Origin of the sequence: Tritonibacter sp. SIMBA_163, from assembly GCF_046535935.1 — a bacterium.
GTDB lineage: Bacteria > Pseudomonadota > Alphaproteobacteria > Rhodobacterales > Rhodobacteraceae > Epibacterium > Epibacterium scottomollicae.
Genome location: NZ_JAWJBP010000008.1, coordinates 11,584 through 33,907 on the forward strand (window position 1 = coordinate 11,584; position 22,324 = coordinate 33,907).

Genomic DNA, 22,324 nt, shown 5'->3' on the forward strand with positions numbered 1-22,324 from the left:
GAATGCGGGTTCGTGTAAAAGGCTTCAAAATCTTCGAGGATCGGCACGGGAAACCGCGCTGCTACCACCGCAAGACTGGCCACAAGATTGATTTGGAAAAAGCCCCGCTTGGTTCGGCAGAGTTCTTTGCGGAGTGTACCCGTATCACCGCTCTTTCCGAGGCTATGAAGGCTCAAGCCCCTAAGCCGGGAACGCTTGGCGGGCTGGTCAGTGCCTATTTTCAGACCGAGCATTTTGGCAATCTCGCGGATGCCACGAAACGGGATTATCGCAAGTGTGCAGACTTCCTGCACCCGATCCGCGATACGCCTGTTCCCTCAATCACAACCCCTCTTGTTGCCGGTATTCACGACAAGGCAGCGGGCAAGATCGGGTGGCGTCGTGCCAATATGGTGCGCACATTTCTGAGCCAAGTGTTCCGGTATGCTGTGCCGAAAGGGTTGATTGACAAGGATTTTGCTGCGGGGGTCATTCCGAAGCCGCGTCCTAAGGATCGCCCTTATGCCAACCGCCCCTGGTCTGTCGCAGAACGGGCCGTTGTGCTGGATCGTGCTGCGCCTCATGTCCGGGTGGCTGTTGCTCTCATCATGAACACGGGCTTGGACCCGTCTGATGCTCTCAAGCTGACCCGGAACCAGATCGAGGGCGATACGATTTGGGGTGTTCGTGGAAAGACAGCGCATGAAGTTGCAATTCCAATCGGCCCGACTCTGAAAGCGGCTCTGGATGCAGCGCCCGCACATGATGCAGTAACGATTCTGGCAACGTCCACTGGCACACCTTGGACCTATAATGGCTTTTCGACCGTTTGGCACCGCTTCAAGAAGAAGCTGGAAGCCGAAGGCGTTGTGCAGCCCGGCCTGACCCTCAAGGGGCTGCGGCATACCGTGGCGACTACGCTGCGCGAAGCTGGGCTGGAAGAGCGCCAGATTGCCGACCTTCTGGGGCAGAAAACCCCGTCCATGGCTAGGCACTACTCAAGATCCGCGAACCTCGCAGATCGTAACCGGATCACGATGGAAACGCTGGAGCAAGAAAACGAACGGCGATCAAAAGCTGTCAAACCACTCACGAAAAACGTCAAACCATGAAAGGCTCAAAGATGATTAGCCAACAAAATCAGGGTTTTGAATGGTGCCCGGGGGCGGAATCGAACCACCGACACGAGGATTTTCAATCCACTGCTCTACCCCTGAGCTACCCGGGCACGGGAAGGCTTATCGCCTTGGGTGCAGGCCTTCTATGCTCTGGGCGCGATGGTGTCCAGAGGCTTTTTCAAAGAAAATCGCTAATGTTCCGTCTGACCTTGATTTCCCAGGTCTTCCAGTGCGTTTTCAAGGTCTTCCTGATCCTCGCTGGGCACCGAATAGCCGCCGTTCAGCCATTTGGACAGGTCCAGATCGGCGCAGCGTTTGGAGCAGAAAGGGCGATACGCCTGGTCGGTGGTCTCGCCGCAGAGAGGGCAGCTCATTTCAGGATCTCCATCAGAGGAAGGCGGCCGCGTTTGCGTTGCAGCTCAAAGTGACCAAGCGTGGTCCAGCCCGCCAATGTTGTCTCCTCCGGATCCACCTTGAAGGCGGCGCGCAGGGCGCTTTCAAAGGCGCGGCGGTCCTTCTTGGGCATCGGGGCGGCGTCGATCACCACCTGGCCGCCCAGCCCCAGACAGCGCAAGGCGCGGGGCAGGGTGCGCGCGCAGGCCATGTTGGCCTTGACCCCGGCGGCAAGCGAGGTGTCACTGCCGGTGTTCACATCCACCGCCACCAGGGCGCGTGTGGGCTCCACGTAGAGAAAGCCACCGCCACCAAGGGGAATGCGCCCCGTTCGCAGCCCGTCCAGCGCCTCCAGCACGCCGCAGCGCTCAAATCCGCCGGGCTCCTGTTCGATCTGCGCAGGCTCGGCCCATTCGCGCCAGGCCTGCAGATGCGGGCTGTCCCCCTCGTGCAGCGTCTCTGGTTCGGTGCCGGTATCTTCCAGCACCTGACGGGCGGCGGTGACCATGCTGGCGATGTCCTCGCCGATCTCATCCGGGTCGGCACCGGCGCATGCGGAGCGCAGGATCAGCCCATACTCAGCGCCGTCCATTTCCTCATGCGCGATCTCCAGCAGGCGGTCGCGTTCGTCTTCGTCGCGGATCGACCGGGAGATGTTCAGCCCCGGCGCATCCGGGGTGACAATGGCATAGCGGCTCTTGAACAACAGCTTCTGGGTGACGGGCAGCGCCTTGCCGGGCTCGGCATGGCCGGTGACCTGGACCAGCAGCAGCTGACCGGGGGCCAGCCCCTTGACCTGACGCAGGAAGGCAGGGCCGTCCGGCGTGGTCAGGAACATGCCGCCCTGACCCTTCACCGGGCGGTCGGCACGGGCGCGGTAGATGGTGCCCGGCACCGGCGCGTCGCCTGCAATCAGGAAATCCTCAAGCGTGCCGTCGACCATCCGTGCGGCGGCCTCGTGGCCGTCGATGTGGTCGAGAATGATCTGCGTGCCCTTCATGGCGTGCTGTCCTTGTAGAGAGGGTATCCTGCAGTCTGCAGTAGGGTTGCGGTTTCTGCCAGCGGCAGGCCGACGATGGCCGTGAAGGAGCCGCTGATCCACGGGATGAGCGCTCCGGCGGGTCCCTGGATGGCATAGCCCCCGGCCTTGCCGTCCCAGTCGCCGGTTGCGAGATAGCCGTTCAGCTCCTCGTCCGAGAGGCGTTTCATCTTCACCTGACTGACCACATCACGCTGCCACAGCTGGTCGCCCCGGCGCAACGCCACGGCGGTGATGACCCGATGCCGGCGGCCGGAGAGGGCGAGCAGAAATTCGGCGGCCTCGCCGGCGTCGCGGGGTTTGCCCATGATGCGGCGGCCAAGTGCGACTGTCGTGTCAGCGCAAAGCACCAGATCATCCGGCGCCGCGGGGACTGCCTGAACCTTTTTGCGGGTGACGCGGGTGCAGTAGTCGCGCGGCAGCTCCGCCTTCAGCGGGGTTTCGTCGATATCCGGTGGGCGCACGTCATCGGGCGTTACGCCGAGCTGCGCCAGCAGCTCCAGCCGACGAGGGCTGCCTGATCCAAGAATGAAACCCATGCCTGAACTCCTGCTGTTGCGCCGCTTGGTTCTATGCCCATTGATGGCGCCGGAAAACCCCATCAAAAGACAAGTAGGGGCAAAACAAAAGCCCGGCACCGGGCCGGGCTCTTACCGTCTTGAGCGAATCGCGCTTACTTGAAGCGGTAGTTGATTCGTCCCTTGGTCAGGTCATAGGGTGTCATTTCCACCTGAACCTTGTCGCCTGCGAGGACACGGATGCGGTTCTTGCGCATCTTGCCTGCCGTATGTGCTATGATTTCATGGCCGTTTTCCAGCTCGACCCGAAACGTCGCGTTTGGCAGGAGTTCCTTCACGACACCGGGAAATTCGAGCGTATCTTCCTTGGCCATGTTGTCTCCATAGTTGTAATTTCCCGAACGAAGCCGGGACGTGCGCTTAAATGAGCGTATTTCTCCCGATTTTCAAGGGCGCTTTTATCGCAAGTCCTGCTTAACGACATGTTGGGCACGTGATTCCTGCTCGTTCCAGTGGCTGCGGTTGCGTACGACCCCCTCGCGGCGGACATGGGCGATCGACGCGCAGTCCACATCGGCATAGGTCCAGCCGGGCTGGTTCAGCGTGCCCTCGGCGATCACGCCGGTGCCGGGAAAGCCCGTGTCGGGCGGGCCGAAGATGCCGCCCATGCCACAGCCCTCATCGACGGCCTCGGACCAGCTGGCGCTGCCGACCACCGAGGACATGGCGGTGACGCATTGTTGTTCCAGCGCGCGGGACATGGCACCGATGCGCACGCGCCAGTATCCGGCCAGCGCTTCGGTGCAGGAGGGGACGAGGATCACATCCGCCTCCGCCAGCGCGCGACCCAGCAATGGATACTCACTGTCATAGCAGATCAGCACGCCGATCTTGCCGAGCGCCGTGTCAAACAGCTTGAGTGGGCCACCCGGCGCGATATCCCAGGGGTCGCGCTCGAACATGGTCATGATCTGCTTGTCCTGATGGTCGCGCTGGCCGGTGGGCGTGTAGAACTCGGCCCGGTTCACCGGGCGCGCAAACCCGGCATGCACCGGAGCCGATGCGCCGAGGATATGCACCTTGTGTTCGGCTGCGAGCTTCTGGTGCAGGGTGGCGGCGGCCTCCATCTTGTCGGACACCGATTGGATCGAGCCTTCGAGGTCGCCAGCCACGTCGGCGCCGTCCAGGGTCGCCAGCTCCATCGCGCCATATTCGGGAAAGACCAGCAGGTCGGCACCGGTCCCGGCGGCCTCTGACACCCAGCGCGACAGTTTATCCTCGTACTGGGACCAGCTGTCGAGCCAGTCGAGGGGGTAGGCGGCGGTTGCAATCTTCATGGCGGTCTCCGATGCAGGTCTGCCCATAGGGCTAACCGATTGCGGCGTGGTGGAAAAGTCTCAGCTGCCATGCGCAGCCACTAGGGGTGGAGGAGGTCTCGGCACCAGAATTGCAGCGGTTTGCGCGTTTCGGCGGGCTGATCCACGTCTTTCCAGGCAAATTCCGCCACCACGCCGGGCAGGGGGGTATAGCCACGTTTGCGCCAGAACGGGTCCAGCGGGGCATAGTCAACGGGGCGCAGCGGGTGATCCTGCGGTCGCTGCACTGCGCAGAATGCCGATTTTGCGAACCCCAATGCGCGGGCGTGCGCCTCGCGGGTGTCAAAGAACCCGTGCCCCGCACCCTGACCGCGATAGGCGGGCAGCAGAACTGATTCTGCGCAGTAGAACACCTCCGCCAGATCCAGCCCGCTGCCCGCAAAGGCATCGGCGAAATCCTCCGCGTGATCCGCAAGCGGCGTACCAGTGGCCGCGCCTACCAGTCGATCACCGTCATAGGCCCCAACGACGATCGCGCCTTTGCTGTCGCGGTAGCTTTGCAGGTAGTCCCGCTCATACGCCAGATCGCCGTCGTAGAGGTAGGGCCAGGCGCGAAACACCTCGATCCGCAGACGCGCCACATCCTCCAGCGCCGCCGCCAGTGCCGCGCCGGTCAGGGCCGTGATCCGCAGGGGCATCAGGCCGAGACCTGTTTGATCCAGTCAGAGAGGCTGTAATAGGTGGTCACCCGGGTAATCAGCCCGTCGCGCAGCTCGAAGAACGACCCAGCAGGCAGCTTGTAGCGCTGCTGATGCGCCTCCGGCAGGCCGTCGTCCGTGGCCAGATAGGTGCCGTTCACGGTGTATTCCGCCGCCGCGCGCCCTTCGTCAGCTGTCGCGAAGATCACCATATCGGTCAGCTCTTCCTTGTAGCAGCGGCTCATATGGGCGCAGAACTCGGCGAATTTTTCCTTGCCGATCCGGATGCCGCCCTCGTTCACGTGATGCGCTACATCATCGGCGAGGCAGGCGAGCATGCCATCGGTGTCGTCTGCGTTAAACGCGGCGAAGTAGCGGGCGATGGTGTCGGTCATTCAAGTCTCCGTTGGGTGTCCCCAGCGTGCTATCAGTCGCTCGAGGATCTGGTCTCGGGTTTGCCTGTAGCTTTCTAACTTGGCCTGCCGCGACTCGCCGAGCCCAGTTGGGTCCATAATTGGCCAATAATCGACATCGAGGTGATAAAATCGGGTCAGTTCCAGCGCCCGGCGCTGGCTGGCGGGCGACAGCGCGATCACCAGATCATAGGAGGAGATGTCGTCGCCCCATTGCACCATCTCGTCGAAGGAGCGGGAGCGGTGGCGCGACAGCTCCACGTCGATCTCCTTGCAGACGCTGATGCAGAAACCGTCGATCTCCAGATCGTTCTTCACGCCCGCCGACTGCACATAGGTGCCGGTGCCATAAAGTTTCTTCATGATCCCTTCGGCCATCGGGGATCGCACCGCATTGTGGTCACAGCAGAACAAGATGGACTGCGGTAGCTCCGTCACGCATCAGCCTCCGAAATGCAGGACGCAGATCAGCGTGAAGAGCCGGCGGGCGGTGTCGGTGTCCACCCCGGCCTTGCCCTCCAGCCGCTCCTGCAGGACGCGGCTGCCTTCGTTGTGGATGCCGCGGCGGGCCATGTCGATGGTCTCGATCTGGCTCGGGGGCAGGGTCTTCACCGCGTTGAAGTAGCTTTCGCAGATCTGGTAGTAGTCCTTGACCACCTGCCGGAAGGGCGAAAGCGACAGGTGAAACTCCGCCGCCTTGTCGCCGTCCTCGGTCTGGATGTCGAATACCAGACGTTTTTCGCGGATCGAAAGAGACAGGCGGTAGGGCCCATCCGGAGCGCCGGTTTGCGGCAACTCAAAGCTGTTGTCCTCGATCAGGTCGAACACGGCCACCTTGCGCTCCTGCTCGATCTCCGGTGTCGGAGGTGGCAGGTTGCGGTCGTCAAGTTCAATATGGCTGATCCGGCTCATCGCTCTGGTCCCAGTTCTGTCTCTCTCAAAGACGTAGCTGATCCTTTGCGTGCGCACAATCAGCCGCTGCACCTGACCCTGCGCAATCACTGCGGCAGTGTAGCGTTATGGTGTCGTTAAATGGGGTGGCAGGGGCGCAAAATCAGACTGGTGCAGACGTGCGTCAATCCTCTGTTAACCCTGTGTAGACTTTAATGAACCTGTGTCCGAAGCTTCGGCGTCCGGGCCAGCAAGAAGCTCAGCTTCGCGGAGGGCAGCCCGCCAAGCTGAGCTTTAGCTGTTTTGTATCAGGTATTCAGCGCATCCAGACGCGCCAGAACCGACAGGCCGTGCGCCTCGAGGCTTTCGCTTTTTGCCAGGGTGGCAGCGGCGGGGCCGATGGCGCGCAGGGCCTCCGGTGTCATCTGGCTCAGGGTGGTGCGCTTGATGAAATCCATCACCGACAGGCCGGAGGAGAATCGGGCCGAGCGCGCCGTGGGCAGCACGTGGTTGGGGCCGCCGACATAATCGCCGATCGCCTCGGGCGTATATTGCCCCATGAAGATGGCGCCTGCGTGGATGGTCTGTTCGCTCAACGCCACCGGGTCGGCGACGCAGAGTTCCAGGTGCTCCGGGGCGATCCGGTTCGACAGGGCCGCGGCCTCGTCCAGATCCTTCACCACGATGACTGCGCCAAAGTCGCGCCAGCTGATGCCCGCGATGGCGCGTCGCTCCAGCGTTTCCAGCCGCGCGTCGACCGCTGCGGCCACCGCCTTGCCAAACTCCGCATCATCGGTGATCAGGATTGACTGGGCGCTTTCGTCATGCTCCGCCTGGCTCAGCAGGTCGAGGGCGATCCAGTCGGGGTTGTTGTCCTTGTCGGCGATCACCAGGATTTCCGACGGGCCCGCGATCATGTCGATGCCGACCTTGCCGAACACCCGCCGCTTGGCCGCTGCGACAAAGGCGTTGCCGGGGCCGGTGATCTTGTCCACCGGCGCGACGGTTGCGGTGCCATAGGCCAGCGCGGCGATCGCCTGCGCGCCGCCGAGGCGGTAGATCTCGTCGACGCCGGAAATGCGGCAGGCCAGCAGCACCAGCGGATTGATCTGCCCGTCCGGGGTCGGCACCGTCACCGCGAGGCGCTCGACCCCCGCAACCTTGGCCGGCACCGCGTTCATCAGCACCGAGGACGGGTAGCTGGCAAGACCACCGGGCACATATAGCCCAGCCGCAGAGACCGCCGACCAACGCCAGCCCAGCGTGGCACCGCTGGCATCGGTCCAGGTCTTGTTCTCGGGCATCTGTTCGGCGTGATAGGCGCGGATGCGCTCGGCTGCGAGTTCCAGCGCCGCGCGGTCTTCATCACTGACACCAGCGATGGCCGCATCGACCTCCTCGGCGCTGATGCGCAGGGCCGAGGCCTCGGTCAGGGGCAGCCGGTCGAATTTCGCCGTCAGCTCCAGCAGCGCGGCATCGCCACGGTCGCGCACATCGGCGATAATCCCGGCGACGGTTGCATCCACATCCGGGCTATCCTCGCGTTTCGCACCGAGCAATGCGGCAAAGGACTGTTCGAATGTGCTGTCCGTTGTATCAAGGAATACAGGCATTGCGGCCTCCTTCAAGGTTTGGCCCTGCTTAAACCGCAGCCCGTCAGGCCTCAAGCCACTCTGTCAATCACCGTGCTGCGGCACATGGCCCGAGGGGGCGCGATAGGGGCGGGTGACGTCCTTCAGCGTGACGTCCAGCGCCTCGACCGAAAGCCGGATTGCCCCATCGCCAGCGAGCGTCAGCAGCAGATGGCCAGCGCCATCCTCGCCCGGCTCGAAAGTGACTGACAGCAGCGACAGGATCACGTTCTTGTCGCTCCGGTCGATCCCCTGCGAAGCGATGCCAAGCACATTGTCCACCACCATCAGCGATTGCACCCGCTCATAGGCGCGACCACGTCGTTCGGCGGCGGGGCGGTCTTCCCAGCGAAAGCGGTTCATCAGGATGGCAAAGCGGCGCGCCGAAGCGCGCCAGCTCATCTCGGTCACCGGGAACACCGCGTCCTGCACCAGCGAGGAGATCACCTCCAAGTCCGCCGCCTCATAGGCACCGAGGTTCAGCGGGCGTTCGCGGCCATCTTCAAAGCTTGCATCCGACATCAGTTTTCCTTGATGCGTTCGACCTTCGCCCCAACGGCGGAGAGTTTGCGCACCACATGTTCATAGCCACGATCAAGGTGGTAGACCCGGCTGACGCGGGTTTCACCTTCGGCCGCAAGCCCGGCGAGGATCAGCGAAACCGAGGCCCGCAGATCGGTGGCCATCACCGGCGCGCCCTTCAGGCGTTCGACGCCGGTCACCTTGGCCGTGCCGCCTTGCACGTCGATCTGCGCCCCCATGCGCATCAGCTCGGGGGCATGCATGAAGCGGTTCTCGAAGATCTTCTCTTCCAGCGTCGCCACGCCCTCGGCGGTGCACATCAGCGCCATCATCTGTGCCTGCAGGTCGGTGGGGAAGCCCGGGAAGGGCTCGGTGACCACATCCACCGCCTTCACGCGGCCGGATTTATGCACCACCTTCAAACCCTTGTCTGTTTCACTGACCTCAACACCGGCGGCTTCCAGCGTCTGGCAAAAGGCCTCCAGCAGGTTGCGGCGTCCGCCGAGCAGCTCGACCTCGCCGCCGCAGATCGCAGGCGCCAGCATATAGGTGCCCAGTTCGATCCGGTCGGTGACCACCGGGTGTGTCGCGCCATGCAGCCGGTCGACGCCCTGGATGGTGATCGTCTCGGTGCCGTCGCCGTCGATTTGCGCGCCCATCGCCCGCAGGCAGTCGGCGAGATCGATGATTTCCGGCTCGCGCGCGGCGTTTTTCAGCACCGTGGTGCCCTTGGCCAGGGTGGCCGCCAGCAAGGCGTTTTCGGTTGCACCAACGGAAACGATGGGGAACTCGAAGGTGCCGCCGGTCAGACGCCCGCCGGGAGCCTTGGCGTGCACGTAGCCGTCGCGCAGCTCCATTTCCGCCCCCAGCGCTTCGAGCGCCTTCAGGTGCAGGTCGACCGGGCGCGCGCCGATCGCGCAGCCGCCGGGCAGCGACACCACGGCGTGGCCGTCGCGCGCCAGCATCGGCCCCAGCACGAGGATCGAGGCGCGCATCTTGCGCACGATGTCATAATGGGCGGTGTGATTGTCGAGACCATGGCTCGACATCGCAAGAACCTGACCGTCCTGCAGTGCCGAGACCTCGGCCCCCAGCGATTGCAGCAGCGCGGTCATGGTGCGGATGTCGCTGAGCCGCGGCGCGTTGGTCAGCGTCAGCGGTTCTTCGCTCAACAAGGTCGCGGGCATCAGTGTCAGGCAGGCATTTTTCGCCCCGGCGATCGGAATCTCTCCGTGCAGCGGGCCGTTGCCTGTAACCAAAATCGAATCCATCTGCTCTATCCTTTAGCGTCGCGCGAAGCGTCGTCTTTTTGTGTGGTCCGGGCCTTGGCTTGCGCCTTTCGCCGGGCCATGTTTGCCTTTAGGGCCGCTTTCAGGCGGTCCTCGCGAGAGGCCTGGGACCGGTTGCCGGAAGGTTTGTTTTTCTCTGCCATATAGCCTGTCTAACTTAGTCAAAAAAAACCGTCCAGATGGACTTGCATCCCTCAGCGAATATGCATAGAAGCCCCCTCACGGCGCTGCTGTAGCTCAGAGGTAGAGCACTCCCTTGGTAAGGGAGAGGTCGAGAGTTCGATTCTCTCCAGCAGCACCATGGAAATCCCCCAAATAAAATCAATGACTTGCTCCTCTGCCTTGAGCGTCGTCACTTGTCGCATTGGTGTTTGGTGCGCCACTTGTCGTGCGGTGCTCGCGGCCAGAATCGCCGTCGTTCGCAGCTTGTGATCGCGCTGTGGGTCACGGCATCAATCCGTCCAATTCTGCCCCGTAGCGGTCTCGGGCGGGCGAGCGTCCCGCCTTGCCGCAGGTCGTTGTCGTTGCTACCTCTGACGTAACCCACCTACAGGAGCGAGACATGACCCAGCCGGATATCGACGCCCAGACGCAATTGGAACTGGAAGCCGCTGCCTTCCGTCGGCTGCGCAAGCATCTGATGGAAGATCGGACCGATGTGCAGAATATCGACATGATGAACCTTGCGGGGTTCTGCCGCAATTGCCTCAGCCGCTGGTATCAGGAAGCGGCAAACGAGAGGGACATCGAGATGGGTAAGGAGGATGCGCGCGAGATCTTCTACGGCATGACCATGGCGGAGTGGAAAGCCAACTATCAGACCGATGCCAGTGCGCAGACGCAGGATGCGTTCAAGCAGGCTTTTGCGGAAAACGTCGGCACCGATAAGGGCTGAGCGGGCCCGCGTTCCTGCGCTGGCGCAGGCAGGGACGCAGGTCACCCTTGTCCCGGACCGGGAGTCACAGCATAGCCCGATCCCTGCTGCGCCCGGCGCGGCCAAGGGACAGCGCGCCAAAAGGCTGCCCTCAAACAGCTATCTTGCGCGGCGTCAACTTTGAGAATGTCGGATCAGTGACAGCAAAAAAGGCCGCCCCGAAGGGAGCGGCCTTTTGAATAATTGCGTCACGTCTCGCGGTGTTCAGACCGCCACCTTGACGCTTTCTTCAATGTAAATCTCGCGCAGGCGCTTGGCGATCGGGCCCGGCGTGCCGTCCCCCAGCGCGACACCGTCGATCTCCACGACCGGCATCACAAAGGCAGAGGCCGAGGTGGTAAACGCCTCGTCGGCTTCTTTTGCCTCGTCGATGGTGAATAGGCGTTCTTCGACCTTCAACTGCGCCTCTTCGGCCATGCGCAGCACCGCCTTGCGGGTGATGCCGTGCAGGATGTCATTGGACAGCGGGCGCGTGACGATTACGCCATCCTTGACGAAATAGGCGTTGTTCGAGGTGCCCTCGGTCACATGGCCATCCTCGATCATCCAGGCATCATCGGCGCCGGCTTTCTTCGCCATCATCTTGCCCATTGAGGGGTACAACAGCTGCACGGTCTTGATGTCGCGACGGCCCCAGCGGATGTCCTCGATCGAGATGATCTTGGCGCCCTTCTTGGCCGCCGGGCTATCGGCCAGACCGGGTTTGTTTTGCGTAAACAACACGATGGTCGGCTTGGTGTCGGCGGAGGGGAACACAAAATCCCGGTCGCCGTCCGAGCCGCGCGTGACCTGCAGATAGACCAGCCCCTCGTCGATACCATTCAGCTCCACCAGCTTGCGGTGGATCTCCAGCAGCTCGTCCTTGGTGCAGGGTTCGGCCATCTCCAGCTCATCCAGCGACCGCTTCAGGCGCACCGCGTGGCCCTCAAAATCAATGAGCTTGCCGCCCAGCACAGAGGTCACCTCATAGACCGCATCCGCCATCAGAAAGCCGCGATCAAAGATAGAGACCTTGGCCTCGGTTTCCGGCAGGTAGTCGCCGTTTACATATACGGTACGGGTCATGGTCGTCTCCTTAGCCCCAGAGCGCGGGCCGCGGGGGGTGCACCCCGTCGGCGTCAAAAGTCAGCGGTTCGGGACGGTCTTCGGCCAGAAGCAGCGGCCCGTCAAGATCCGTCACCAACGCACCTTGTGCCACCAGTGTCGCGGGCGCCATCGCAAGCGACGATCCGACCATGCAGCCGACCATCACCTGATAGCCCTCGGCCAGCGCTGCATCGCGCAATTTCAAGGCTTCGGTCAGACCGCCAGTCTTGTCCAGTTTGATGTTCACAACATCATATTTGCCCTTGAGTTTTGGCAGGCTGGCGCAGTCATGCGCGCTCTCATCGGCGCAGACCGGCACCGGACGTTCCATCCCGATCAGGGCCTCATCTTCACCTGCGGGCAGGGGTTGTTCCACCAGCTCCACCCCAAGGCGCAGCAGATGCGGTGCAAGCTCGGCATAAACCTCGGCCGACCAGCCCTCATTGGCGTCAATGATGATCCGCGCCTCGGGCGCGCCCGCGCGCACCGCCTCAAGGCGGGGCATATCCTCGGGCGTGCCAAGCTTGATCTTCAACAGCGGACGATGGGCGTTCTCTGCGGCCTGTGTCTGCATCTCTTCAGGAGAGGCCAGCGACAGCGTATAAGCAGTGATCTCCGGCCCCGGCTGATCCAGCCCAGCCAATTCCCAGACCGGCTTGCCGGCCTTCTTGGCCTCCAGATCCCACAGGGCACAATCCACCGCATTGCGCGCGGCCCCGGCGGGCAGCAGCCTCTGCAGTTCCTCGCGCGTAAACACGTCAGGCAGCGCTTCGATCTCTGCCGTTACCGACTCCAGCGTCTCATCATAGCGCGCGTAGGGCACACATTCGCCCCAGCCCACATGATCTCCATCCTCAACCCGAACCGTCAGCACCTTGGCCTCGGTGCGCGATCCGCGCGAGATGGTGAACACTTGCGCCAGTTTGAACACATCGGGGGTGACAGTGATTTTCATGGCTCTCCCTTCGGGCAGCGCCGCCACCCCTTCTTCATCTTTTCAAAAATACCTCCGCCGGAGGCTCCTGCGAGATCCGCAGACGCCCCCGGCAAAGATGTTCAATCAGACCGCAGCCAGCGCGTCCACCAGACGACCGGCACCGTGGCGATAGGGATCCACCGCAGGCAGGCCCATGCGGCCCTCAACTTCCTTCAGATAGGCCACCGCTTCCTCCTCACCCAGATGCTGGGTGTTCACGGAAATGCCGACAATCTTGCAGTCCTTGTTGGCCCGTTGCGCCAGCGGCAGGGCCACATCGCGCAGTTCCTCCAGCGAGGGCACATCATAATCGGGCAGACCGCGCATATGGGTGCGGGTGGGCTCATGACACAGGATCAGCGCATCCGGCTGGCCGCCATGCACCAGCGCCATGGTCACACCGGAATAGGACACGTGGAACAACGATCCCTGACCCTCGATGAGATCCCAGTGGTCGTCATCATTGTCGGGTGTCAGATACTCGATGGAGCCCGCCATGAAGTCAGCGATCACCGCATCCAAAGGCACACCGTCACCGGTGATCAGAATGCCGGTCTGTCCGGTGGCGCGGAAGGTGGATTTGATACCGCGCGCCTGCATCTCTGCGTCCATCGCCAGTGCGGTGTACATCTTGCCCACGGAACAATCGGTGCCCACCGCGAGGCACCGCTTGCCGCGACGCTTGACGCCATCGGCGATCGGATACTGCACTGAAGGCACCCGCACATCATGCAGGGTGCGCCCCGTCGCTTCGGCCACGGCGGCCAAATCCGGCTCGTCGCGCAAGAGGTTGTGCAGCCCGGAGGCAAGGTCAAAGCCCTCTTCCAGCGCCTGCACCAGCACTTTTTTCCATTCCTGACTGATCTTGCCGCCCCGGTTGGCGACACCGATCACCAGCGTTTTGGCACCAGCGGCTTTGGCTTCTTCAAGGGTCATCTCGGTGAGGCCGAGGTTCGCACCACAGCCGGGCAGGCTGATCTGGCCAACCGCATGGTCAGGGCGCCAGTCGCGGATGCCGATGGCAACTTTGGCGGCCAGCATGTCGGGCGCATCGCCGAGGAACAGGAGATAAGGGGTCTCGATCATATCCAGCGTCCTTTTTTGGAATTCGTCAGAGTTCAAGGTAGCTTGCGGCAATCGCGCTGCAACTTCCTGTCTAATTTGCCAGTGCAGCAGGCCTTCGAGGAGAATTCTTCGAGCAATAGCTGAATTCTTCGAAGATATTCCCAGCTTGCGCCAGAATACGCGTGAGATGACGCGGATCGCGAAGAAAGACTATGCAAGCGCGGCATCATTGAGATGCTGCAGCTGCAAATAAGACTTGCCATTACGTGAGTAACGAAATACCAAAACGTGAACCGATTTTGGAATTTATGAACCCGGAGAGACCAGAGATGAGCTTTCGCCTTCAGCCCACGCCCCCGGCCCGCCCCAACCGCTGCCAGCTGTTCGGCCCCGGCTCCAACACGAAACTCTTTGCCAAAATGGCCGCCTCTGCGGCGGATGTGATCAACCTCGATCTTGAAGATTCCGTGGCCCCTTCAGACAAGGATCAGGCCCGCGCCAATGTGATCGAGGCGATCAATACGATCAACTGGGGCACTAAGACCCTGAGCGTGCGCATCAACGGGCTCGATACGCCCTATTGGTACCGCGACGTCGTGGAGCTGATGGAGCAGGCGGGCGCGCGGCTTGATCAGATCATGATCCCCAAGGTGGGTTGCGCCGAGGATGTCTATGCGGTGGACGCGCTGGTGACGGCGATCGAGCGTGCCAAGGGCCGTCAAAAGCCGATCAGCTTTGAGGTCATTATCGAATCTGCGGCAGGTATCGCCCATGTCGAGGCCATCGCCGCCAGCAGCCCGCGCCTGCAGGCCATGAGCCTTGGCGCTGCGGATTTTGCCGCCTCCATGGGGATGCAGACCACTGGCATCGGTGGCACGCAGGAAAACTATTATATGCTCCGCGAAGGCACCAAACATTGGTCCGATCCGTGGCACTGGGCGCAAGCCGCCATTGTCGCCGCCTGTCGCACCCATGGTGTGCTGCCGGTGGATGGCCCCTTTGGCGATTTCTCCGATGACGAGGGCTATATCGCGCAGGCCAAACGCTCCGCGACGCTGGGCATGGTCGGCAAATGGGCGATCCACCCCAAACAGATCGCCCTGGCCAATCAGGTTTTCACCCCCTCCGATGAGGCCGTCGCCGAGGCGCGCGACATTCTCGCCGCCATGGAAGAGGCCAAAGCCAGCGGCGCGGGCGCAACCGTCTACAAGGGTCGTTTGGTCGACATCGCCTCGATCAAACAGGCCGAGGTCATCGTGGCGCAGTCCGAACTTATCGCCAAAAGCGGCTGAAGCGCGGCGACTGCGCTGTCGCTCCCACGTCGAGCGGACAACGTCCCGGCGCGCGAGGCAGAGCCTTTCTTCCTCGCGCGCTCTTCCCGCACCGGACGTGATTGTCCACATCTCACAGTCCGAACCCCGCATCTGACCGCAGCGCGCAACGTGTGCCTGCCGGGTCTTGGAACTCTGCAGTGGTGCCCCAGCTGTGGTGGTGCAGCGTGACCTTCACACCACGCCGCCTCAGCTCTTCACAGCGTGCGACCACGTCAGCCACGTTAAAGCGTAGTTTGAGCGGCAGCCCGCTCTCACGCGGACCTACGGCCTCTTCCGGTTCGATCATCAGGTAGGTTCCCCCCAGGTCAAAGGTGCTCAGGGTCTCTCCCGGGCGGTCTATGCTGTGGAGCAATGTCAGCCCCAAGACTTCACCGTAGAAAACGATGCAGGCCTCATAGTGGGGGGTGAACAGAATGATACCCGCTTGTGTGAAGTCCATGTCGATCGTTCTCCTGCATGAGGGCGTTGCGGGGATCTTGCGGCCTCAAGTGGGGTTGAGTTCAAGCGTTCATTGCAGCCCAGACAATGCGCGACTGTGAGGTTTCGAGATGGGTGGGAGGGGAGCGCTCCAGCCCCTTTGCGGATCAGGGTAAACCTGACCCAAAAGCGTTGGGCCAAGCCGGGGCCGCGCTGCGCGCGGCCCCGGCTCTGCGGCGTCGCGCGCAGCGCGGCGCAAGCCCTCCAGACCGGCCTTGTCGGCAGCAGAACAACCGGCGGTCCCAGTGAAGGAGCGCCGTGTCAGTGTTGCTGTGTGTAAGATCCTCGGATCGGCTGGGGATCTGATATGTCAGGACGATAAGGGGCGGCGCCGCCAGATCGGAGATGGGCGGGTGTATTCACCCGCGCGCTAAACGTTGTCTCTGCACGCCTCCCATGAGGGAGAGCCGGTTCCTATGTGACCGGGATGTTAGGCCCGGACGATGATCGCGATCACCTGAGATCCTAGCGAGAGATCAAGAAGATTTCGCTGAGACGGCGTGCGCAGGGTATGCAACACCCATGGTGCTCGCTGCGACCGGATCAGGCGCGCTGGTCCTTGGGCGATCCCATCACAACGTAGGTCGTGATCGCGGTCACAAAGGGCGAGGTGCCGAGGATTTCGGTGTGGAACTGTTTGTAGCTCTTGAGGTCGGCGCATTCGACGCGCAGCAGATACTCGATGGTGCCGGTGATATTGTGGCATTCGACCACCTCCGGCGCATTGCGCATTGCGCGTTCAAAGGCCTCCTGTGCCTCCTTGGTGTGCTCGCCCAGGCCCACACCAATATAGGTGACAAACCCCACGCCCATGGCCTGCGGGTCCAGCACTGCGCGGTAGCCCGTGATGACCCCATCGCGTTCCAGCTCCTGCACGCGGCGCAGGCAGGCGGAGGGCGACAGGCCCACACGCTCCGCCAGCTCCAGGTTCGAGAGGCGTCCGTCGCTGGTGAGTTCACGCAATATATGCTGGTTTATTCGGTCTGATTTCGCCATTTGTTGTGTAAATACGCGATAACGGTGCAAGTTTGCAATTTCATTTGCACGGTCTCGCGGCAAAGTATTGCGCATGATGACCTATGACCTTGTTGCCGCACTTGCGCTCTTCGCCTTTGTCTCCTCGATCACACCGGGGCCGAACAACCTGATGCTGATGGCGTCCGGTGCCAATTTCGGCTTTCGCCGCACCATCCCGCATATGCTGGGCGTGGCGCTGGGGTTCGTGTTCATGGTGCTGTTGGTGGGGGCAGGGCTGGTGCAGGTCTTTGACGCCTATCCGGTGAGCTACACGGTGCTGAAGGTCGGCTCCGTTATCTATCTGCTCTATCTGGCGTGGAAGATCGCCAACGCAGGGGCGGCCAAGACCGGGACGGACGGTGATGTGGGCACCCCGATGACCTTCCTGCAGGCGGCGGCCTTCCAGTGGGTCAACCCAAAGGCCTGGGCGATGGCCCTGACGGCGATCAGCGCCTACACGCCGGATCATACGCTCTGGGCGATCCTGCTTGTTGGCGTGATCTTTGGAGCGATCAACTTGCCTTCGGTGGGGTCCTGGACGGTGCTGGGCCAGCAAATGGCGCGGTTTCTGACCAGCCCGCGACGGTTGATGGCCTTCAACTGGACCATGGCCGTCCTGCTGGTGGGCTCGCTCTATCCGGTGATCTGGCCGCACTGATCCCCTGCGGACCCAGAAACGCACATCGGGTTGTGGCGCGCGAAACCCCCATCGAGGGGCCTTTGCGCGCCCTTTTTCGGCGGGGCCGAAAAAGGCTGGTGCTCTATTTCAGCGGCAGCACGATTTCGGTGAGGAGGTCTTCGGGGGCGGTGCTGCGCGGATCGTTTAGATAAATCTCGTAGCAGGGTTCATCCGCCGGGGTTTCGCCGGATTGCGGAAGCCAGCCGCCAAACAGGCAGTCATAGGCCGCAGAAAGCCCGACATATGGCCCCTTGAAGGTGAGGATGGCCGACTTGCCACCGGGTAAGTCAAGCGGCTTCAGCCCCTCGGGGGTGGTGTCGGCGCGATACTCAGCCCCGGCGTAGCTGCGCAGTTCGGCATCCGGCACCGCGCCGGGCATGTCGAGATAGACGCCGATGACGGGGCCAAGATCGGGCCAGAGATTGCGGGCGGTGGCCAGGGCCGAGAACTGTTCGAACGCCCGGCCAATTTCGGGGTAGGGCCCGCGATGGGGGATCGTGACGAGGTGGCGCGCAGGTTCGCTGCGCAGGGTAACATCATACATAAAAAGCTCCTTTGGATCGCGAAGCGCGGCAGGGGGCAGGTGCCGCCCGGCCGTGCGAAAGGCCCCCGGCGCCTGGCCGTAGGCTGCGGTGAAGGCCCGCGAGAAGGAATAGCGGTTGGGATAGCCCACGGTGGCGGCGATGTCCTCGATTGAAGTCTGCGACGTCACCAGCGCCACGGCGGCGCGGTGCAGCCGGATGCGGCGCACAGATTGGCCGCAGGTCTCGCCGGTGAGGGCGCGAAACACCCGGTGCCAGTGAAACCGAGACATGGCCGCCACATCGGCCAGCTGATCAAGGCTGAGGTCGCCCGCCGGATTGTTGTGGATGTAGTCCAGCACCCGCCGGATGCGATCCTCGTAGTCTGTGGCCATGCGCCTGTCCTTCTCTGTGGTGCCATCACCGTGATGCCAGAGAGCCGCGTGACAAATCTTGCTGAGTTTGCCCCTGCGGCCGTAGCGGCACGCATTTCAGCAGCCAGACGGGCGGCGGTGGTCTGCCTCCTCCGTCGCGCAAAGTGCTGGATGTGACACGGAGAGTTGCATCGGACGCAGGGTAAGTCCATATAACGGATAAACCGTGACAGTAGAGACAGTATGACCCAGTATCTTGAATTCGAAAAACCCCTGGCCGAAATCGAAGGCAAGGCGGAAGAGCTGCGTGCGATGGCGCGCACCAACGAAGAAATGGATGTGGACGACGAAGCCGCCGCGCTGGACAAGAAAGCCGCGCAGCTGCTGACGGATCTCTACTCGGATCTGACCGCATGGCGCAAATGCCAGGTGGCACGTCACCCGGAGCGCCCGCACTGCAAGGATTATGTGGAAAAGCTCTTTACCGAGTACACGCCGCTGGCCGGCGACCGGAATTTTGCCGATGACCTTGCGGTCATGGGCGGGCTTGCGCGCTTTAACGACCAGCCGGTTGTGGTGATTGGGCACGAGAAGGGCTCTGACACCAAATCGCGCATCACCCATAACTTTGGCATGGCGCGCCCCGAAGGCTATCGCAAGGCGGTGCGGCTGATGGAGATGGCTGGCCGGTTTGGCCTGCCGGTGATCACTTTGGTGGATACCACCGGGGCCTATCCGGGCAAGGGCGCGGAAGAGCGCGGCCAGTCCGAGGCGATTGCACGCTCGACGCAGATGAGCCTCAAGATTGGCGTGCCGGTGATTTCGGTGATCATCGGTGAGGGTGGCTCTGGTGGCGCCGTGGCCTTTGCCACTGCCAACCGCGTCGCGATGCTGGAGCATTCGGTCTATTCCGTGATCTCGCCGGAGGGCTGTGCCTCGATCCTGTGGAAGGATGCGGAGAAAATGCGCGAGGCCGCGGAAGCGCTGCGCCTCACTGCGCAGCACCTGAAGACGCTCGAAGTGGTGGACCGCGTGATCCCGGAGCCGCTGGGCGGCGCGCACCGCGATCCCGAGGCCAGCTACCGCGCCGTCGGGGCAGCCATCACCGAGATGCTGGCGGAGATGAAAGACATGGATGCCAAGGCGCTGATCTCGGATCGCCGCCAGAAATTCCTCGATATCGGATCCAAGGGGCTGGCGGCCTAGGCAGCGACCTCCGGAAAAAGATCCCGAAGCCCTCGCCGAATGGTGGGGGCTTTTTTGCTGTCATGGGGTGGCATGGGGCGCCGATCTGGCCCGAAGCCCTGTTGCCGGAGCGATGCAGGGTGAAATAAGGTGTGCCTGTCACAGGTCCTTAACCGCCCTGTCATCATTTGGTGGCGAAGCTGGAGAACAGTTGCGGCACAGCGTGATCTGAGCCATAAGACCAATAAATATGTTTGCGATAACATGAGCCGCTGCGCTGGTCTGTCCGCCAGTGGCCCTGCCGCGCGAACTGATATGAGACACCGCCGTTTTGAACACGGATAGCCGGAGGATAGAGATCCCATGAAACGCACGCGCAACGTCAAGATCGTGGCCACACTCGGCCCTGCGTCCGAGACCTACGAGACCATTCGTGCGCTGCATGAAGCGGGCGCGGATGTTTTCCGCCTCAATATGTCTCACGGCAGCCACGAAGAAATCGCCTCCAAGCACAAGATTATCCGCCAGGTGGAGGCCGATCTGGACTCGACCATCGCGATTCTGGCTGACCTGCAGGGGCCGAAACTGCGCGTTGGCGTGTTTGCCAGCGGCTCGGAAGAACTGGAAGAAGGGGCGAAATTCCGTCTCGACCTGGATCCGGCCGAGGGGGATATCAACCGCGTGTGCCTGCCGCATCCGGAGATTTTCCAGGCGCTGGAAGCCGGGGCTTCGCTGCTGGTGAACGACGGCAAAATTCGCCTCAAGGTCGAAGACTGCGGTGAGGATTTCGCCAACTGCGTGGTCACCACGGGTGGCACGATCTCCAACCGCAAGGGCGTGAACGTACCGGATGTGATCCTGCCGCTGGCTGCCTTGTCGGAGAAGGATCGGGCGGATCTGGAATTCGTCTGTGCGCTGGGCGTCGACTGGCTGGCGCTGTCCTTCGTGCAACGCGCAAAGGATGTCTTCGAGGCCCGCACCCTGGCAGATGGCCGCGCGGCGATTCTGTCGAAGATCGAAAAACCGGCTGCGGTCGACAATTTTGCCGAGATTCTGGACGCGTCTGACGGGATCATGGTTGCTCGTGGCGATCTGGGTGTCGAACTGCCGGTGTCGCATGTGCCGCCGATCCAGAAGCGCCTGGTGCGCAAGAGCCGTGCCGCCGCAAAGCCGGTGATCGTGGCAACACAGATGCTGGAAAGTATGATCGAGAGCCCGATGCCGACCCGCGCCGAGGTCTCTGACGTGGCCACCGCGATCTACGAAGGCACCGATGCCATCATGCTGAGTGCGGAATCCGCGGCCGGTCAGTATCCGATCGAGGCGGTGCAGACGATGGACAAGGTGGCCACCGAGGTGGAGCAGGATCCGACCTATCGCGAGATCATTGCTGCCTCTCGCACATCGAAGGGCGACACCATCGCGGATGGCATCGTGGCCGCAGCTCGCGAGATCGCGGAAAAAACCGAGATCAAGGCGATCTGCTGTTTCACCCAGTCCGGGACCACTGCACTGCTGACTGCGCGGGAGCGGCCCTATGTGCCGATTCTTGCGCTGACGCCGCTGGCCAACACTGCCCGCCGTCTTTGCCTCAGCTGGGGGTGCAACTGCGTCATCACCGCCAAGGTCGACCGGTTCAAGGGGGCTGTGGTGTCCGCCGCGCGGGCGGCGCGGTCGGGCGGGTTCGCGGGTGAGACCGATCAGGTGGTTGTGACCGCCGGTGTGCCTTTCAACGTGCCGGGCACCACCAACATCCTGCGGATCGCGCCCTGTGATGAACGCCTGATTTACAACACCGACCCGGAATAATAGGCTACCCTTCGTGTAGTGAAGGGTGCTGGTAGATATGGATGCGGATGCATTTCTGGTGATTGGGCTGGTTCTTGCCTGGCTTGGAGTGCCCGCGGTCTTTTCCGCATATGCGCATCGCCGCAGCCCTGTGATGGCTGTGGCGTTGTTGCTTTCGGGGGGCGGGTGTATCGCCTGGGCGGCATTGACCCACCCCGATGGATATAGGCTTACGGATGTGCCGGATGTGTTTTTCCGGGTCATCGGCCAACTTCTCTAACCGAATCTGCTTGCCCTTTCGGGCGAGCTGCCGTAACAGGCACCCCTGTTCGCGCGACCGGCCAAAGTGGCATGCCGAGTCGCGTGTGTAGCGAACCTACTTAAAAGGAGACGGAAATGCCCAAGATGAAGACAAAGTCGAGCGCCAAGAAGCGCTTCAAAGTGACCGCGACCGGCAAGGTCCTGGCCGCGCAGGCCGGCAAGCAGCACGGCATGATCAAGCGCAGCAACAAGTTCATTCGCGACGCGCGTGGAACCTCCACTCTGTCCGCACCGGACGCAAAGACCGTCAAGGGCTACATGCCCTACGACCGCTAAGAGGAGTTCTGAGATATGTCCCGCGTTAAAGGTGGTACCGTCACTCACGCCCGTCACAAGAAGGTTATCAAGGCAGCCAAAGGTTATTATGGCCGCCGCAAGAATACCTTCAAGGTCGCCCGTCAGGCCGTCGACAAGGCAAATCAATACGCAACCCGCGACCGTAAGAACCGCAAGCGCAATTTCCGCGCACTGTGGATCCAGCGGATCAACGCGGCTGTGCGCAGCCACGACGAGGCACTGACCTACTCCCGCTTCATCAACGGCCTGACCCTGGCCGGTATCGAAGTGGACCGGAAGGTTCTCGCAGACCTCGCCGTGCACGAGCCCGAAGCATTCGGTGCAATCGTGCGTCAGGCACAGGACGCGCTGGCCGCCTGATTTCAGGTTGAGCTGAGCTGATTTAGACCCGCCGGAGCGATCCGGCGGGTTTTTCTATGCGCGGTGCGGATGTGATCGGAGGAGCAGCGGTGAGCCGTTCGTG

27 protein-coding genes and 2 tRNA genes are annotated in these 22,324 nt (G+C 62.3%); 10 read left to right on the forward strand and 19 right to left on the reverse strand.

From position 1 onward, the window contains the following. The first annotated feature begins 2 nt into the window (after positions 1-2). Positions 3-1,091 (forward strand): tyrosine-type recombinase/integrase, encoded by a 1,089-nt coding sequence (locus tag R0J92_RS13055; RefSeq protein ID WP_411051983.1) that lies wholly within the window; start codon positions 3-5, stop codon positions 1,089-1,091. Positions 1,092-1,132: 41 nt separating this feature from the next. Here R0J92_RS13055 and R0J92_RS13060 read toward each other — a convergent pair. The 13 genes from R0J92_RS13060 to murA all read right to left on the reverse strand — a co-directional run bounded on the left by R0J92_RS13060 (position 1,133) and on the right by murA (position 9,789). Further along, positions 1,133-1,207: transfer RNA gene (locus R0J92_RS13060), tRNA-Phe, on the reverse strand. An 81-nt stretch (positions 1,208-1,288) separates the two neighbouring features. Next, positions 1,289-1,471, reverse strand: a complete 183-nt coding sequence (locus tag R0J92_RS13065) for a DNA gyrase inhibitor YacG (RefSeq protein ID WP_317385124.1) — start codon at positions 1,469-1,471, stop codon at positions 1,289-1,291. After that, on the reverse strand, positions 1,468-2,490 hold the full coding sequence (locus R0J92_RS13070) for a ribonuclease E/G (RefSeq protein WP_411051984.1): 1,023 nt from the start codon (positions 2,488-2,490) through the stop codon (positions 1,468-1,470). The genes R0J92_RS13065 and R0J92_RS13070 overlap by 4 nt, the downstream gene beginning before the upstream one ends. Further along, a complete protein-coding gene (locus R0J92_RS13075) occupies positions 2,487-3,068 on the reverse strand; it encodes a Maf family protein (protein ID WP_411051985.1) in 582 nt (193 codons plus the stop codon). Before R0J92_RS13075 ends, R0J92_RS13070 begins: the two co-directional genes overlap by 4 nt. Positions 3,069-3,202: 134 nt before the next feature. Further along, positions 3,203-3,421 carry a translation initiation factor IF-1 gene (infA, locus tag R0J92_RS13080; protein ID WP_005978431.1) on the reverse strand — a complete coding sequence of 73 codons (219 nt, stop codon included), beginning with the start codon at positions 3,419-3,421 and terminating at the stop codon, positions 3,203-3,205. A gap of 84 nt (positions 3,422-3,505) precedes the next feature. After that, a complete protein-coding gene (locus R0J92_RS13085) occupies positions 3,506-4,384 on the reverse strand; it encodes a carbon-nitrogen hydrolase family protein (protein WP_411051986.1) in 879 nt (292 codons plus the stop codon). 80 nt (positions 4,385-4,464) lie between these two features. Then, the gene (locus R0J92_RS13090) at positions 4,465-5,061 is read right to left on the reverse strand and encodes a GNAT family N-acetyltransferase (RefSeq protein ID WP_411051987.1); all 597 of its coding nucleotides are present in this window, start codon (positions 5,059-5,061) and stop codon (positions 4,465-4,467) included. After that, positions 5,061-5,456 (reverse strand): ketosteroid isomerase-related protein, encoded by a 396-nt coding sequence (locus R0J92_RS13095; protein ID WP_411051988.1) that lies wholly within the window; start codon positions 5,454-5,456, stop codon positions 5,061-5,063. Before R0J92_RS13095 ends, R0J92_RS13090 begins: the two co-directional genes overlap by 1 nt. After that, positions 5,457-5,912 (reverse strand): low molecular weight phosphatase family protein, encoded by a 456-nt coding sequence (locus tag R0J92_RS13100; RefSeq protein WP_106164162.1) that lies wholly within the window; start codon positions 5,910-5,912, stop codon positions 5,457-5,459. Between the two features lie 3 nt (positions 5,913-5,915). Further along, the gene (locus tag R0J92_RS13105) at positions 5,916-6,386 is read right to left on the reverse strand and encodes a UPF0262 family protein (RefSeq protein ID WP_317385129.1); all 471 of its coding nucleotides are present in this window, start codon (positions 6,384-6,386) and stop codon (positions 5,916-5,918) included. Between the two features lie 287 nt (positions 6,387-6,673). Next, a complete protein-coding gene (gene hisD, locus R0J92_RS13110) occupies positions 6,674-7,978 on the reverse strand; it encodes a histidinol dehydrogenase (RefSeq protein WP_411051989.1) in 1,305 nt (434 codons plus the stop codon). 63 nt (positions 7,979-8,041) lie between these two features. After that, positions 8,042-8,518 (reverse strand): DUF2948 family protein, encoded by a 477-nt coding sequence (locus R0J92_RS13115; RefSeq protein ID WP_411051990.1) that lies wholly within the window; start codon positions 8,516-8,518, stop codon positions 8,042-8,044. Beyond that, entirely contained in the window at positions 8,518-9,789 is a 1,272-nt protein-coding gene (gene murA, locus R0J92_RS13120) for a UDP-N-acetylglucosamine 1-carboxyvinyltransferase (RefSeq protein WP_106164166.1), read from the reverse strand. Before murA ends, R0J92_RS13115 begins: the two co-directional genes overlap by 1 nt. A gap of 244 nt (positions 9,790-10,033) precedes the next feature. Here murA and R0J92_RS13125 point away from each other — a divergent pair. Further along, positions 10,034-10,108: transfer RNA gene (locus tag R0J92_RS13125), tRNA-Thr, on the forward strand. Between the two features lie 261 nt (positions 10,109-10,369). Then, a complete protein-coding gene (locus R0J92_RS13130; RefSeq protein ID WP_411051991.1) occupies positions 10,370-10,702 on the forward strand; it encodes a DUF1244 domain-containing protein in 333 nt (110 codons plus the stop codon). Between the two features lie 243 nt (positions 10,703-10,945). Here R0J92_RS13130 and R0J92_RS13135 read toward each other — a convergent pair whose 3' ends face one another. The 3 genes from R0J92_RS13135 to dgcN all read right to left on the reverse strand — a co-directional run bounded on the left by R0J92_RS13135 (position 10,946) and on the right by dgcN (position 13,889). Then, positions 10,946-11,806: a D-amino-acid transaminase gene (locus tag R0J92_RS13135; protein ID WP_106164167.1), complete on the reverse strand. Its 861-nt coding sequence runs from the start codon at positions 11,804-11,806 to the stop codon at positions 10,946-10,948. A 10-nt stretch (positions 11,807-11,816) separates the two neighbouring features. Further along, entirely contained in the window at positions 11,817-12,782 is a 966-nt protein-coding gene (gene dgcA, locus R0J92_RS13140; protein WP_411051992.1) for an N-acetyl-D-Glu racemase DgcA, read from the reverse strand. 105 nt (positions 12,783-12,887) lie between these two features. Then, entirely contained in the window at positions 12,888-13,889 is a 1,002-nt protein-coding gene (gene dgcN / locus R0J92_RS13145; RefSeq protein WP_106164169.1) for an N-acetyltransferase DgcN, read from the reverse strand. 308 nt (positions 13,890-14,197) lie between these two features. On the opposite strand from dgcN, the gene R0J92_RS13150 reads away from it, so the two are divergent. Next, entirely contained in the window at positions 14,198-15,160 is a 963-nt protein-coding gene (locus R0J92_RS13150) for an L-malyl-CoA/beta-methylmalyl-CoA lyase (RefSeq protein WP_411051993.1), read from the forward strand. Between the two features lie 112 nt (positions 15,161-15,272). Here R0J92_RS13150 and R0J92_RS13155 read toward each other — a convergent pair whose 3' ends face one another. Then, positions 15,273-15,641 carry a VOC family protein gene (locus R0J92_RS13155; RefSeq protein WP_411051994.1) on the reverse strand — a complete coding sequence of 123 codons (369 nt, stop codon included), beginning with the start codon at positions 15,639-15,641 and terminating at the stop codon, positions 15,273-15,275. A 581-nt stretch (positions 15,642-16,222) separates the two neighbouring features. Then, a complete protein-coding gene (locus R0J92_RS13160; RefSeq protein ID WP_106164172.1) occupies positions 16,223-16,675 on the reverse strand; it encodes an Lrp/AsnC family transcriptional regulator in 453 nt (150 codons plus the stop codon). A 76-nt stretch (positions 16,676-16,751) separates the two neighbouring features. On the opposite strand from R0J92_RS13160, the gene R0J92_RS13165 reads away from it, so the two are divergent. Beyond that, positions 16,752-17,354: a LysE family translocator gene (locus R0J92_RS13165; RefSeq protein ID WP_317387002.1), complete on the forward strand. Its 603-nt coding sequence runs from the start codon at positions 16,752-16,754 to the stop codon at positions 17,352-17,354. Positions 17,355-17,457: 103 nt separating this feature from the next. On the opposite strand, the gene R0J92_RS13170 is transcribed toward R0J92_RS13165, so the two are convergent. Beyond that, positions 17,458-18,291: a GyrI-like domain-containing protein gene (locus R0J92_RS13170; RefSeq protein ID WP_411051995.1), complete on the reverse strand. Its 834-nt coding sequence runs from the start codon at positions 18,289-18,291 to the stop codon at positions 17,458-17,460. Between the two features lie 222 nt (positions 18,292-18,513). On the opposite strand from R0J92_RS13170, the gene R0J92_RS13175 reads away from it, so the two are divergent. The 5 genes from R0J92_RS13175 (at position 18,514) to rplT (ending at position 22,221) form a co-directional block, all read left to right on the forward strand. Then, entirely contained in the window at positions 18,514-19,476 is a 963-nt protein-coding gene (locus tag R0J92_RS13175) for an acetyl-CoA carboxylase carboxyltransferase subunit alpha (protein WP_106164174.1), read from the forward strand. A 342-nt stretch (positions 19,477-19,818) separates the two neighbouring features. Further along, entirely contained in the window at positions 19,819-21,264 is a 1,446-nt protein-coding gene (gene pyk / locus R0J92_RS13180; RefSeq protein WP_411051996.1) for a pyruvate kinase, read from the forward strand. Between the two features lie 37 nt (positions 21,265-21,301). Then, a complete protein-coding gene (locus R0J92_RS13185) occupies positions 21,302-21,523 on the forward strand; it encodes a hypothetical protein (protein ID WP_411051997.1) in 222 nt (73 codons plus the stop codon). 116 nt (positions 21,524-21,639) lie between these two features. Beyond that, positions 21,640-21,840: a 50S ribosomal protein L35 gene (rpmI, locus tag R0J92_RS13190; RefSeq protein ID WP_106164177.1), complete on the forward strand. Its 201-nt coding sequence runs from the start codon at positions 21,640-21,642 to the stop codon at positions 21,838-21,840. Between the two features lie 15 nt (positions 21,841-21,855). Continuing rightward, complete coding sequence (gene rplT, locus R0J92_RS13195) at positions 21,856-22,221, forward strand: 50S ribosomal protein L20 (protein ID WP_024088794.1); 366 nt, start codon at positions 21,856-21,858, stop codon at positions 22,219-22,221. The last annotated feature ends 103 nt before the right edge of the window (positions 22,222-22,324 follow it).

Bases quoted from the DNA above. Each gene is read 5' to 3' on its own strand.
- R0J92_RS13105 (WP_317385129.1), bottom strand. From the start codon at position 6,386: ATGAGCCGGATCAGCCATATTGAACTTGACGACCGCAACCTGCCACCT.
- R0J92_RS13160 (WP_106164172.1), bottom strand. From the start codon at position 16,675: ATGGCGAAATCAGACCGAATAAACCAGCATATATTGCGTGAACTCACC.
- hisD (WP_411051989.1), bottom strand. From the start codon at position 7,978: ATGCCTGTATTCCTTGATACAACGGACAGCACATTCGAACAGTCCTTT.
- R0J92_RS13170 (WP_411051995.1), bottom strand. From the start codon at position 18,291: ATGGCCACAGACTACGAGGATCGCATCCGGCGGGTGCTGGACTACATC.
- rpmI (WP_106164177.1), top strand. From the start codon at position 21,640: ATGCCCAAGATGAAGACAAAGTCGAGCGCCAAGAAGCGCTTCAAAGTG.
- R0J92_RS13095 (WP_411051988.1), bottom strand. From the start codon at position 5,456: ATGACCGACACCATCGCCCGCTACTTCGCCGCGTTTAACGCAGACGAC.
- R0J92_RS13065 (WP_317385124.1), bottom strand. From the start codon at position 1,471: ATGAGCTGCCCTCTCTGCGGCGAGACCACCGACCAGGCGTATCGCCCT.
- R0J92_RS13070 (WP_411051984.1), bottom strand. From the start codon at position 2,490: ATGAAGGGCACGCAGATCATTCTCGACCACATCGACGGCCACGAGGCC.
- R0J92_RS13075 (WP_411051985.1), bottom strand. From the start codon at position 3,068: ATGGGTTTCATTCTTGGATCAGGCAGCCCTCGTCGGCTGGAGCTGCTG.
- R0J92_RS13175 (WP_106164174.1), top strand. From the start codon at position 18,514: ATGACCCAGTATCTTGAATTCGAAAAACCCCTGGCCGAAATCGAAGGC.
- murA (WP_106164166.1), bottom strand. From the start codon at position 9,789: ATGGATTCGATTTTGGTTACAGGCAACGGCCCGCTGCACGGAGAGATT.
- R0J92_RS13135 (WP_106164167.1), bottom strand. From the start codon at position 11,806: ATGACCCGTACCGTATATGTAAACGGCGACTACCTGCCGGAAACCGAG.
- R0J92_RS13090 (WP_411051987.1), bottom strand. From the start codon at position 5,061: ATGCCCCTGCGGATCACGGCCCTGACCGGCGCGGCACTGGCGGCGGCG.
- R0J92_RS13155 (WP_411051994.1), bottom strand. From the start codon at position 15,641: ATGGACTTCACACAAGCGGGTATCATTCTGTTCACCCCCCACTATGAG.
- R0J92_RS13185 (WP_411051997.1), top strand. From the start codon at position 21,302: ATGGATGCGGATGCATTTCTGGTGATTGGGCTGGTTCTTGCCTGGCTT.
- R0J92_RS13085 (WP_411051986.1), bottom strand. From the start codon at position 4,384: ATGAAGATTGCAACCGCCGCCTACCCCCTCGACTGGCTCGACAGCTGG.
- dgcN (WP_106164169.1), bottom strand. From the start codon at position 13,889: ATGATCGAGACCCCTTATCTCCTGTTCCTCGGCGATGCGCCCGACATG.
- rplT (WP_024088794.1), top strand. From the start codon at position 21,856: ATGTCCCGCGTTAAAGGTGGTACCGTCACTCACGCCCGTCACAAGAAG.
- R0J92_RS13055 (WP_411051983.1), top strand. From the start codon at position 3: ATGCGGGTTCGTGTAAAAGGCTTCAAAATCTTCGAGGATCGGCACGGG.
- R0J92_RS13150 (WP_411051993.1), top strand. From the start codon at position 14,198: ATGAGCTTTCGCCTTCAGCCCACGCCCCCGGCCCGCCCCAACCGCTGC.
- R0J92_RS13165 (WP_317387002.1), top strand. From the start codon at position 16,752: ATGACCTATGACCTTGTTGCCGCACTTGCGCTCTTCGCCTTTGTCTCC.
- R0J92_RS13130 (WP_411051991.1), top strand. From the start codon at position 10,370: ATGACCCAGCCGGATATCGACGCCCAGACGCAATTGGAACTGGAAGCC.
- R0J92_RS13115 (WP_411051990.1), bottom strand. From the start codon at position 8,518: ATGTCGGATGCAAGCTTTGAAGATGGCCGCGAACGCCCGCTGAACCTC.
- dgcA (WP_411051992.1), bottom strand. From the start codon at position 12,782: ATGAAAATCACTGTCACCCCCGATGTGTTCAAACTGGCGCAAGTGTTC.
- pyk (WP_411051996.1), top strand. From the start codon at position 19,819: ATGAAACGCACGCGCAACGTCAAGATCGTGGCCACACTCGGCCCTGCG.
- infA (WP_005978431.1), bottom strand. From the start codon at position 3,421: ATGGCCAAGGAAGATACGCTCGAATTTCCCGGTGTCGTGAAGGAACTC.